General features: G+C 67.6%; 10 protein-coding genes. 1 reads left to right on the plus strand and 9 read right to left on the minus strand.

The window, feature by feature from the left end:
• Positions 1-16: 16 nt before the first annotated feature.
• From ACQ260_RS01665 to lpdA, 8 genes are all read right to left on the minus strand, one after another.
• Positions 17-2,251 carry a heavy metal translocating P-type ATPase gene (locus ACQ260_RS01665; protein ID WP_432557659.1) on the minus strand — a complete coding sequence of 745 codons (2,235 nt, stop codon included), beginning with the start codon at positions 2,249-2,251 and terminating at the stop codon, positions 17-19.
• The gene (locus ACQ260_RS01670; RefSeq protein ID WP_432557660.1) at positions 2,248-4,287 is read right to left on the minus strand and encodes a cytochrome c oxidase assembly protein; all 2,040 of its coding nucleotides are present in this window, start codon (positions 4,285-4,287) and stop codon (positions 2,248-2,250) included. Before ACQ260_RS01670 ends, ACQ260_RS01665 begins: the two co-directional genes overlap by 4 nt.
• A 136-nt stretch (positions 4,288-4,423) precedes the next feature.
• Complete coding sequence (locus tag ACQ260_RS01675; protein WP_432557661.1) at positions 4,424-4,612, minus strand: PspC domain-containing protein; 189 nt, start codon at positions 4,610-4,612, stop codon at positions 4,424-4,426.
• A gap of 76 nt (positions 4,613-4,688) precedes the next feature.
• Positions 4,689-5,819, minus strand: a complete 1,131-nt coding sequence (locus ACQ260_RS01680; protein WP_432557662.1) for a sulfate/molybdate ABC transporter ATP-binding protein — start codon at positions 5,817-5,819, stop codon at positions 4,689-4,691.
• Entirely contained in the window at positions 5,812-6,549 is a 738-nt protein-coding gene (locus tag ACQ260_RS01685) for an ABC transporter permease (RefSeq protein WP_432557663.1), read from the minus strand. The genes ACQ260_RS01680 and ACQ260_RS01685 overlap by 8 nt, the downstream gene beginning before the upstream one ends.
• Positions 6,550-6,590: 41 nt before the next feature.
• Positions 6,591-7,358 (minus strand): molybdate ABC transporter substrate-binding protein, encoded by a 768-nt coding sequence (modA, locus tag ACQ260_RS01690; protein WP_432557664.1) that lies wholly within the window; start codon positions 7,356-7,358, stop codon positions 6,591-6,593.
• On the minus strand, positions 7,355-7,708 hold the full coding sequence (locus ACQ260_RS01695) for a TOBE domain-containing protein (RefSeq protein WP_432558346.1): 354 nt from the start codon (positions 7,706-7,708) through the stop codon (positions 7,355-7,357). Before ACQ260_RS01695 ends, modA begins: the two co-directional genes overlap by 4 nt.
• A 181-nt stretch (positions 7,709-7,889) precedes the next feature.
• The gene (gene lpdA, locus ACQ260_RS01700) at positions 7,890-9,284 is read right to left on the minus strand and encodes a dihydrolipoyl dehydrogenase (protein ID WP_432557665.1); all 1,395 of its coding nucleotides are present in this window, start codon (positions 9,282-9,284) and stop codon (positions 7,890-7,892) included.
• Positions 9,285-9,558: 274 nt separating this feature from the next.
• Here lpdA and ACQ260_RS01705 point away from each other — a divergent pair, with 274 nt between their 5' ends.
• Positions 9,559-11,055 (plus strand): helix-turn-helix domain-containing protein, encoded by a 1,497-nt coding sequence (locus tag ACQ260_RS01705; RefSeq protein WP_432557666.1) that lies wholly within the window; start codon positions 9,559-9,561, stop codon positions 11,053-11,055.
• Between the two features lies 1 nt (position 11,056).
• Here the strand turns inward: ACQ260_RS01705 and pdxY are convergent, their stop codons facing one another.
• Positions 11,057-11,914, minus strand: coding sequence for a pyridoxal kinase PdxY (pdxY, locus tag ACQ260_RS01710; protein WP_432557667.1), 858 nt, complete (start codon positions 11,912-11,914; stop codon positions 11,057-11,059).
• Between the last annotated feature and the right edge of the window lie 53 nt (positions 11,915-11,967).

An 11,967-nucleotide genomic window follows, 5' to 3' on the forward strand; every position in this document is an offset into this window, starting at 1 on the left:
CCCAGCATAGGCACGATCAGTGCAGGGTCCGGTTGCGCAGCCGCAGGCTGTTGCCGACCACCATCAGGGACGACAGCGACATGGCCAGGCCCGCGATGAGCGGATTGAGCAGGCCGGCTGCGGCAAGCGGGATGGCTGCTGTGTTGTAGCCGAATGCCCACAGCAGGTTGCCCCGGATCGTGCGCAGAGTCGCCCGGGAGAGCGCGATCGCGTCCGGGACCACATGGAGGTTCTCCCGGACACAGATGATGTCGGCGGACTTCATCGCCACATCGGTGCCCGACACCATGGCCAGACCCAGATCGGCCGTCGCAAGCGCGGCGGCATCATTGATGCCGTCACCGACCATCGCGACCTGGTGCCCCTCGCTCTGCAGTCGGGCGATCTCGCCGGCCTTGTCCGCCGGCAGGACCCCGGCGATCCAGGTGTCGATCCCGGCCTGATGCGCCACCGCTGCCGCCGCGCGTTCGTGGTCACCGGTCAGGAGGATCACTTTGAGACCCCGGTCCTTGAGGCGCCGGACCGCATCGGCGGCCGAGGGCCGGACGCTGTCGGTGAGCACGAAGACGCCGACGATCTCGCCGTCGACCGAAACCATCACAGGGGTGGCGCCCGCGTCCCGGGCCGACTCCACCACCGATGCGGTGGCCCCCGTCAGGTCCGGGTCGCCGAGAGCACGCTCGTTCCCCACGATCACTCGGTGGCCGTCCACCAGACCCGACGCTCCTTGGCCCGGCGTCGTCACGAACTCGGTCACCGGCAGGATGTCGCCGCGGTGATCCGCCACGATCGCCTTGGCGAGCGGGTGGTCGGAGTGGGACTCGACGGACGCTGCCAGGCGGCGTACGTCCCCGTCCGTGCGGCCCGCGGTCGCCGTGAACGACTCGACCACGAGATTGCCCGGCGTGATCGTCCCGGTCTTGTCGAACACGACCGTGTCGATCCGTCCGCTGGACTCCAGAGCCTGCTGTGTCTTGATGAGGATGCCGAGCTGACCTCCTCGACCGACACCCACCATCAAGGCGGTCGGGGTGGCCAGACCGAGCGCGCACGGGCAGGCGATGATCAGGACCGACAGGGCCGCGCTGGCCGAGGCGCGGATGCTGTGGTCGGTGAGGAGCCAGCCCGCGAGGGTGGCCGCACTGATGAGCAGCACGGCAGGCACGAACCACCCGACGACCTTGTCGACCAGTTGCTGCACCTTGGCCTTGCGCATCTGGGCCTGCTCCGCCAGTGCTGCCATCTGGGCCAATTGGGTGTGGGCGCCGACCCGGGCGGCCGTCACGACGAGTCGACCGGTGAGGTTGACCGTGCCGCCCAGGACCTCCGAGCCCGGTGCCACCTCGGCGGGCACCGGCTCGCCGGTCATCATCGAGGTGTCGATGGTGGACACCCCCTCGGCGATCGCGCCGTCGGCTGCGACCCGCTCCCCTGCCCGCACGACGAAGCGTTCGCCGCGCACGAGTTCCTCGATGGGCACCACGTGCTCGGTCCCGTCGGCGGCCAGTTTGCGAACTTGTTTGGGAGCGAGGGCGTTCAGGGCACCGAGGACGCCCTGGGCCGAGCGCCGGGCACGGGCCTCGAAATAGCGGCCGGCCAGGAGGAACGTCGTTACGGCAGCCGCGACCTCGAAATAGATCGCGTCGGCGCCGGCGGGCGTGATCCCATAGCCGAGCCAATAGCCCTCGGTGTCCTCCGCGCCGAGGATGATCGAGACCAGGGACCAGGAGAAGGCGGAGAGCACGCCGAGCGACACGAGGGTATCCATGCTGAACGAGCGGTTGCGCAGGTTGCGCCACGTCGCGACATGGAAGGGCATGGCGCACCAGAACACGACCGGAATGGCCATGGCGACGCAGAGCCACTCCCACAGGGGGAAGCGCAACTCGGGCACCAGCGCGAGCACGATCGTGAGATTGCCGAGCGGGATCGTGAGGATGGCCGCCAGCGCCAGCCGGCGCCGCAGCATGCCGACCCGCTCCTCGGAGATGCGCCCGAGCTCGGAGTCATCCCCCGTGGCCTCGGCGGCGTCATAGCCGGCCTTCTTGACCACCTGGATGGCGTCGTCGGCGCTGACCGGGCCGGAGATCACGGCACGCTCGGTCGCATAGTTGACGGTTGCCGTGACTCCGTCCAGCTTGTTGAGCTTCTTTTCGATCCGGGTCGCGCAGGCGGCGCAGGTCATGCCGCCGACCGCCAACTCGATCTGTTGGGCGGTCTGTGCTGCCCCGGGCGTGGTGTCGGTGGTCATCGGTCGGCCCGCTCCGACAGCTTGCGCAGCATTTCGTTGTAGGCCTCATGGGCATCGTCCAGCCCCTCGTCCATCGCGCGATCCTGGCGTTTGGCGTCCCGGGAGTCCTGGGCGAACCATTGGAACACGAGCGCGATGACGACCACGAGCATCGGGATCTCACCCATGGCCCACGTGTATTGCCCACCCATCTTCTGATCCGCGACGAGATCGGTCATCCACGCCACATCAAGACCGCGATAGAAGTTCGACCCGATCACGAAGTCGGAGCTGAGCAGGATGACGGCAAAGAACGCGTGGAATGGCATCGCGGCGAACAGGAAGCCGAGCTTCGCCACGTGCGGCAGCTCGCGCGGATTGCGGTCGGCGCCGATGAGCAGGCCGAAGAACAGCAGCCCGGAGATCAGGAAGTGCAGCGTCATGAACTGATGGCCCCAGTGATAACGCATCAAATATTCGAACACCCCGGAGAAATAGACGACATAGGCGGTGCCGATGAAGTTGATGCCCACCACGACCGGGTGCATCAGATATTCGAGCGGCTTCCACGTCACCAGGGCGTTGAGCAGTTCGCGGGCGCTCGTCGGGTGTCCGGGCGCGTGGGTGGGCAGCACGCGCAGGGCAAGGGTGATCGGCGCTCCCAGCACCGCGAGGACGGGCACCAGCATGTTCACCGTCATGTGCGCCAGCATGTGATAGCTGAACGCGGCTCCCGAATAGGCCCAGATGCCCGCCGAACCGACCCAGAGCAGCAGCACGAACGCGCACACCCAGGCGATCGTCCGTCCAACCGGCCAGTGGATGCCGCGCCGGGCGAGGATGATGTGGGCCGCAACATAGAGGACGATCGCGAGCACCGAGATCGTCACGAACAGCAGATTGGGTCGCCCGGGCAGAATCAGGGATGCCATCGTGGGGGGCGTGTTGACCTCATAGCCCAGGAAGTTGATCTGGGCCGAGCCCTGCGGGGCGAGGAATCTCGGCGGGGCCATGTGGGCCATCGCCGTCTGCACCCCGGTCAGCACCACGCCCACTGCCAAGTCGGCGGCCAGGCCCGCGCGGGTGCGGGCGCGCGTCCGCAGCCCGAGCCAATTGCGGACGGCAAGCATCGCCCAGCCGATCACGAGCGCCAGGCTGGCGATGCCATAACCGGTGGCGAGCGGGTGGGTGCCGGCCAGCTCATACCACATCACCACCACAGCGGACACGACCACCACGGTGGCCGCGACGGCCATGGTCCAGCCATATCTCCGGCCGCGCACGGCGTCGGCGTCGGACTCCACGGTGAACAGGGCGGCGGCGGCCGAGGCGATGGCCACGACCCCCGCGATGCCGGCGAAGATGGCGGCGTCCGTGCCGAAGTCGTGGTCAGCGCCCACCGAGACATTGCCGGTGACGACCGGCGGGAGTTGCCACACCACGCCGATCAGCAGGACGGTCATGGCGGCTCCGGCGCGTCGCATCCGTCGTGCGGAGATCGCGATCACCAGGGCGACGACGGCGGGGATCAGCCAGGCCTGGGCCGGTTGAGTCGCGCCCACGAACGGTCCCAGCGCCTGCAGCGCCGACGCGAGTGTCACGCCGTTGTTCTCGGCCGCGGTGAGGGGCACCATCACGAGGCTGAACGCGCACCAGATGGCGGCGGTGGTGCCGGCTCCCCGAACCAGGCGGCGGCCGGCGTCCGTCAGCTCGTGGTGGCGCCGTTTGGTGGTGGAATAGAACGTCCCGGCCAGGAGCAGGCCGAAGGTCGCGAGCATGGCCAGGTTGGCCCCGAAATGCATGACGCCGGTCACGTGATTGGACAGCGCGTCGGCCTGTTCCCGCCCGCGCAGGGCCGGGAGAGCGCTCTGATAGGCGGTCCCGAGGAGGACGATCGCCAGGCCGAGTCCGGTGGCGGCCCACACGGCCAATAGGGCGCCGCTGGGCACCGGCGGTCGGACCGCCGATGGAGGCGCCTGCTCGTCGGCGGGGGTCACCGGGCTCGTCGGGACCTCGTCCGGGTTGGCCTGTGGTTCGACCTGATCGGGGCTGCTCACCGGTCTCCTCTTCGTGCGGGAACGCCCACCGGCTGTGGGGTCACCCTCCATTACACATCGTCCGACCGACAACACCGTCGCACAAGTCAGCAGGTGGGCGCCTGCCCACACCCTGGATCATTGTGGAGCCAATGGATCACTCGCTCGGGATGAGCACCCAGGCGATCAGATAGAGCAACACCTGCGGGCCCGGGAGCAGCATGCTGGCCACGGCCGCCACGCGGACCCATCGGGGATCCACTCCCAATCGGCGACCGATCGCGGCGCACACTCCCGCGATCATCCGATCGTCGCGGGGGCGCTGCAGGACAAGGGCGTTGGCCATGGCGGCTTCCTTTCGTCGCGCTTCCTCCACTGTGGACCATCGCGCGAGATCCCGCACCCCTTCCGCGGACGCAAAGTCAGCGCCCTGCAGGTCGAGCGCGGGGATCGGACACCGTCTGGTGCGGTGCGGATCGGTGCAGGCGTACTTGGGTCGCCTTCACCACCGCGACCAAACGCATCCCCGGAACCAACCCCAGCTCGGCCACGGCAGCAGCCGTCAGGTCGACGCGGAGGGCTTGGGCGCCGGCGTGGACCGTCACACCGACCACCGGTCCACGCGAGTCGAGCGCGACAACCTCCGCGTCGAGCGTGTTGCGGGGACTGCCCCCGGGCGCGGTCCGGTGCAGGCTGATCGCATCCGGCGCCACCGTGGCGCGCGCCTCCTCCCCCGGCTTGATCTCGCCGATGCCGACGAGCACCGGGCCGTGGTCCAGCCGGAGAGATGTGGCGTCGACAGCCGTGCCGTGCAGCAGGTTGACGCCCACAAAATCCGCGACGAACCCGGTGGGCGGCGCGGTGAGCACCTCATCGAGACCGCCGGCAGCCACCACCCTGCCCGCCTCCAGCACCACGAGTCCCTCGGCCAGCGCGAGCACGTCCAGCAGGTCGTGGGTGACCAACAGCGTGGTGACACCTTCGAGGCGTTCCCGGAGCAGCCGGCGCAGGTCCGGGGTCGAAGCAGCGTCGAGTGCCGCGAACGGCTCGTCGAGCAGCACTACGTCGGGGTCGATCGCGAGGGCTCGGGCCATCGCGACCCGCTGGGCCTGGCCACCGGACAATTGCCGGGGACGTCGGTCCGCCAGATGCTCGGCACCGACCGCGGTCAGCTCGAACCGGGCCCGCGCCCTGGCCACGTCACGGCGTACGCCGCGGGCTCGCGGTCCGAAGGCGACGTTGTCGAGCACGCTCAGATGGGGAAACAACAGGGGCCGTTGCTCCAGATAGCCGATCCGACGCCTGTGCGCGGGCACCAGCGAGCGCGCATCGGCGACCCGCGTCCCGTCAATCGTGATCCCGCCCGAGTCGGGCTGGAGCGCGCCCGCCAGGAGTTGGATGGCGGTGGACTTGCCGGAGCCGTTGGGTCCGATGAGCGCCGTCGTGGAACCTCTGCGTGCCGAGAACGCCAGCTGCACGCCACGGCGCTCGACGGTGGCGGCAACGGTCAGAGCGTGCGCTAGGGGGCTGCCCGGCGGCCCGGGTTCAGGCATGGGTTCCCCAGGTGTGCAGGCGGGTGGCCAGACCCACGACGATGCCCGCCACCGCGAGGAGCACGACGGCAAGCGCGAGGGCCAGCTCGGAGTCGGATTCCCGCAGGAGATAGATCTCCAGGGGAAGGGTGCGCGTGACGCCCTGCAGGGAACCGGCGAACGTCAGGGTGGCCCCGAACTCACCGAGTGCCCGCGCGAATGACAGGGCGGCTCCCGATGCGAGCGCGGGCGCCGCCATCGGCACGGTGACGCGGAAGAACGCCCGGGTGGGGCCGGCACCGAGATAGCCGGCCGCACGCTCGAAGTCCGCACCGCTCGACCGCAGAGCCCCCTCAAGAGAGATCACCAGGAACGGCAGCGCCACGAACGTCTGCGCGACGATGACGGCGATGGTGGTGAAGCCGATCTCAACGCCGAGCGCGGACAGGTGGGAGCCGATCAGTCCCCGTCGACCGAGGGTCGTGAGCAGGGCGAGACCTGCCACTACCGGAGGCAGCACCATCGGCACGGTCACCAGGGTCCGGGCGAAATGGGTCCACCGCCCGGTGGACCGGGCCAGCGCAAGCGCTGTGGGCACGCCCAGGATCAGCACGAGAACGGTCGACACGGCACAGGTGGCCAAGCTCAAGCCCAGGGCATCACGGGCGCGTGCCGAGGCGAGGAGTTGCGGCAGCTCCACCCAGTTGGCCCGCAGCAGCAGGCCAACCAGGGGAACCCCGAGCAGCGTCATGGTGAGGCCAAGCGGAAGCCAGACCCACCGTGGGACCGAACTCACCGAGGTGGGCCGAAGCCGAACTCGGTGAGTGCCTTCTGGCCACGCTCGCCCGTGATCAGCGCGAGGAAATCGTCCGCGCCGGCTGGGTTCGGGGCGTTCGTGACCTTGGCGATCCAGTAGGTGTTGGGGTCCTCGTTCGCTCCCGGGATCTGCAGGGTCTCCACCTTTTCGCCGGCCTGGGTCGCGTCCGTGGCATAGACGATGCCGGCGTCGGCTTCACCCGAGGTCACCTTGCCCAGGACATCGGTCACATTGCTTTCCTCGGAGACGGGCTCAAGCGCGAGTCCGTTGGTCTCCGCGACGCGTGCGGTCGCACCGCCGCACGGCACCTCCGGTGCGCAGACGACCAGTCGGGCGCCGTCCAGGGATGCGTCGAAACCGGTGACATTGCCGGGATTGCCGGCCGGCACGACGAGGACGAGATAGTTCGTGGCGAACATCACCGGGTCGCCGTCGATGACGCCTGCCGCGACTGCCTTGTCCATGTTGCGCTGGTCGGCGGAGGCGAAAACATCGGCCGGCGCGCCGCCGACGATCTGGTCGACGAGCCCCGACGAGCCATCGAACGAGAAGGAGACGTCCGTTCCCTCTGCGGCCAACGGGAATGCCTTGTTGAGGGAGGCCGCGGCGAAGACGGTGGTCGGACCCGTTGCCTGCGTGCTCCGGGGCGGTGTCTCCGCATCGGCGGACGTGCCTCGGTCTGACTGGCCACAGCCGGCGAGCATGAGGATCGCCCCGACCAGGGCGACGAGCAGACGTTTCATGTGCGGCTCCGTTCGATGGATACGTTGGTGGCCTTGATGACCGCGGTTGCGATGGACCCGACCTCGATGCCGAGTTCCTGCACGGCCTCGGTCGAGATCAGCGACACGATGCGATAGCGCCCACACTGCAGCTCGACCTGACTCATCACGGGATCGGAGCGCACATCGGTCACCAGTCCGGTGAGGTGGTTGCGCGACGACCGTGTGCCGACCCCCGGGTCGAGTCGGTCGATGGGATGGTCGGCGGCGATGTCCTGGGCGAGTGCGGCGAGCTCGGCACCATCGACGATCCGTCGGCCCGCGTCATCCATGGCGGAGCGAAGGCGACCCTGGTCGATCCATCGACGCATCGTGTCGTCGCTGACACCGAGCAGGTCTGCCGCATGTGAAATCCGAATATCCGTCACAAATGGAACATATCAGCCGCATACGCGGAGTTTCATACCGGGTTGTCGGCGATGTGAACGCAAAACAGCGCCCGTTCGAACCGAGAGCTTTCCGACTCGAACGGGCGCTTTGAGGTGCCGGGGATCAGAGGTTGATCATGTGTCCGGTGACGCCGTGGACGGCTTCCTTGATCGCCTCCGAGAGCGTCGGATGGGCGTGGATCGTCCTGCCCACTTCCTCGGTGGTCAGATCCCACATCTGGGCGAGCACGAGTTCCGGCAGGAGCTCCGTCACGTCCGGGCCGATCATCGTGGCCCCGAGGATCTCGTTATGGGTCGCATCGGCGATCACCTTGACGAAACCGGTGGCATCCCCGAGGCCATGAGCCTTGCCGTTGGCGGAGAACGGGAATTTGCCGACCTTGACCTCGTAGCCCTTGTCCTTGGCCTGCTGCTCGGAGTAACCGAACGTCGCGATCTGGGGCTGGCAATAGGTGGCCCGCGGGATCATGTCGTAGTTGATCGGCATCGTTTCAGCGCCGCCGATGGTCTCGGCAGCCACGACGCCCTGCGCCTCGGCAGTGTGGGCCAGCATGAGCTTGCCGGTGACATCCCCGATCGCATAAAGGCCCTCGACGTTGGTGCGCATGAAGTCGTCGATGGCGATCGCGCCGCGGTCGGTGAGCTCGACTCCGGTGTTCTCCAGGCCATAGCCCTCGGTCCGGGGCGCGAATCCGATGGCTGAGAGCAACCGATCCGCCTCCAGCGTTTCCTGGCCGCCCTTCTCGGAGCTCACGGTCACGCGGACGCCCTCGCCGGTGTCCTCGACCGATTCGACCTTGGTGCTGGTCATCATCTTGACGCCGAGCTTCTTGTACGCCTTCGCCAACTCCGCCGACACCTCGGGGTCCTCAGTCGGCACGATGCGGTCCAAGAACTCCACGACGGTCACGTCGACGCCATAGGTGCGGAGCACATAGGCGAACTCGATGCCGATCGCGCCGGACCCCGCGATGACGATCGAGCCCGGCACCTCCGGATCGAGGATGAGCTCCTCGTAGGTCTGGACGTTCTTGCTGGTCTCCACGCCGGGCAGCATGCGCGTGACCGAGCCGGCGGCGATGATGCAGTTGTCGAACGTCAGGGTCTCGTCGTCCTTGCCGCCGGACACTTTGAGCGTCTTCGCGTCGACGAACTCCCCCCAGCCGTCGAACTCGGTGATCTTGTTCTTGCGCATCAGGTAATGGACGCCCTTGACCATCCGGTCCGCGACGCCGCGCGAGCGCTTGTGCGCAACGCCGTAATCCACCGTGATATCGCCGTTGATCCCGAAGGTCTTGGCCTCCTTGGTCACGATGTGCGCGAGTTCCGCATTCCGCAGGAGGGATTTCGTCGGAATGCAGCCGACGTTGAGACACACGCCACCCCAATAGCGCTTCTCGACCACGGCGACCTTCAGTCCGAGCTGCGCCGCGCGGATCGCAGCCACATATCCACCCGGGCCGGCCCCCAGGACCACAACGTCAAAGTGCGCACTCATGGTGCTCACTCTATGCACTTCCGAGCCCCCGCGGGGCGTTGCCCCCCACGTCGGGAGAACCGCTTTCGCGGGCGGGCCGAGGGTGCGACGGAGACTGTGCTGCTGCGGCGTACTCCGCCGGGACTGTCCGAAAGCCTGCCGACGCCGTCAAGGTCTGAATGCGCGCGCCGCCCGATCGACCCGCCAGGAGGCACAGCCTTCGGAAATATCTCTGATATGAGTTACCGTTTTCGACGTGACTGTGACTGAGACTTCTCTGTATCGAGTAGGCGCGATGATCCGCCAAGCCCGCCAGCACCGCGGCCTCACCCAATCCCAACTGGCTGACCAGTTGGGCACGAGCCAGAGTGCGATCCACCGGATCGAGACCGGCAATCAGAACCTCAGCCTCGAGATGATCAACCGGATCGCGACCGCGCTCAACAGCGAGCTGATCTCGGTCGGCGCCGGCGGACCGGTCCACCTGCGCGTCAACGGTCCCACCAAGCTCTCGGGCGCGATCGACGTGCGCTCCTCCAAGAACGCCGGCGTGGCCCTGCTCTGCGCCTCGCTGCTCAACCGCGGCACCACCGTCCTGCGCGGCATCGCCCGCATCGAGGAGGTCAACCGCATCCTCGAGGTCCTCACCAGCATCGGCGTCGAGGCCACGTGGTCCGACGACAAGTCCGACCTCACCCTCAAGCGCCCCAACGAACTGAAGCTGGACGAGATGGACGTCGACGCGGCGCGTCGCACCCGCTCGATCATCATGTTCCTGGGGCCGCTGCTGCACTTCTATGAGCAGTTCCAGTTGCCGTACGCCGGTGGTTGCGACCTCGGCCAGCGCACCATCGAGCCCCACCTCCAGGTGCTGCGCCATTTCGGTCTCGAGGTGCAGGCGACCGAGGGCTACTACCAGGTCAACACCAATAAGGTCTGCCCCACCCACACCGTGGTGCTCACCGAGCGCGGCGACACCGTGACCGAGAACGCCCTCATGGCTGCGGCGATCACTCCGGGCACCACCACGATCCGCAACGCGAGCCCGAACTACATGGTCCAGGACCTCTGCTTCTTCCTGCAGCAGCTCGGCGTCACGATCGAGGGCATCGGCAGCACAACCCTGCGCATCACCGGCGTCGATCCGAACAGCGTCCACACCGATGTCGAGTACGCCCCCTCCGAGGATCCCATCGAGGCCATGAGCCTGATCACCGCCGCGATCGTCACCGAGTCCGAGCTGACGATCCGCCGGGTCCCGATCGAGTTCCTCGAGATCGAGCTGGCCATCCTCCGCGAGATGGGGCTCCGGTTCGACATCAGCAGCGAATACCGCGCCGAGAACGGTCAGACCCGCCTCGTCGATCTCACCGTTCATCCGTCCAAGCTCAAGGCGCCGATCGACAAGATCCACCCCATGCCGTTCCCGGGGCTGAACATCGACAACCTGCCGTTCTTCGGCGTGATCGCCGCGGCGGCCGAGGGCCAGACGCTGATCAACGACTGGGTCTATGACAACCGCGCCATCCACATGACGAACCTCAACCGCTTGGGCGCGAACATCCAGCTCCTCGACCCGCACCGGATCATCGTCACGGGCCCGACCCGCTGGCGCGCGCAGGAGGTCATCTGTCCCCCGGCCCTGCGTCCGGCGGTCTGCATCCTCATCTCGATGCTCGCGGCTCGCGGGACCTCGATCCTGCGTGACGTCTATGTCATCAACCGTGGTTATGAGGACCTCGCGAACCGCCTGAACGCGGTCGGCGCCAACATCCAGGTCTTCCAGGACTGACTCAGCGCAGTCTGACCGCGTCGAAGCTGTGGCTCGGGTTGGCGATCTCCTCCTGCGCCTGCACGAGCCGCAGCTCGCGCTCCCCCGAGTCGGTGGTGGCCTTCAGCACCCCATAGACGATCTCGGCCGTGCGCTCCAGCGCGCGCGCAGTGCCCTGCCCGCCGAGCAGTGCGGTGAGGAACATCGCGCTCGTGAGATCACCCGATCCGGTGAAATGCCGGTCCAACAACGGAGTGGTGACGAGCCACGCGCCCTCGTCATCGACGGCCACCATGTCCAACGTCCCGGGCTGCTGGCGATCGTGGACGACGGAGGTCACCAGCACGGTGCGCGGACCTGTGGCGCGCAGCTGGTCGACCGCGTCCAGCACTTCGGCCAAGGTGGCCGAATCGGTGCCGGTGAGGAAATTCAGCTCGAAGTGGTTCGGCGTGACCACGTCGGCCTTCGGCGCCACCTCGTCGCGCAAGAACTCGGGCACCCCCGGCCGCACGAAGAACCCGCGGCCCACATCCCCCATCACCGGGTCACAGCAATAGATCGCCGCGGCGTTCCGCTGCTTGACCAGGTCCACGGCCCGCAGGATCTCGCCCCCGACGTCGACCGCTCCCTGATAGCCGGACAGGACGCCGTCGACACGGTCCAGCACGTCACGCTCATCGATCCCCGTCACGACCTCGCGAATGTCCGAGGCGGTGAGGAGGGGGCCGCGCCAAGTCCCATACGACGTGTTGTTCGAGAAGTGCACCGTGATCACCGGCCAGACGTCGACACCGAGTCGCTGCATGGGGAAAACCGCCGCCGAATTGCCGGCGTGCCCATAGGCCACGGTGGACTGAATGGAGAGGATCGTCGTCGTCACCGGCTCATCCTGCCACCCGGGCGGTCGTCGCCGGTGTCCTGTTCGCGATCCGT

The sequence above is a fragment of the Ammonicoccus luteus genome (genome assembly GCF_050880385.1).
Classification (GTDB): domain Bacteria; phylum Actinomycetota; class Actinomycetes; order Propionibacteriales; family Propionibacteriaceae; genus Enemella.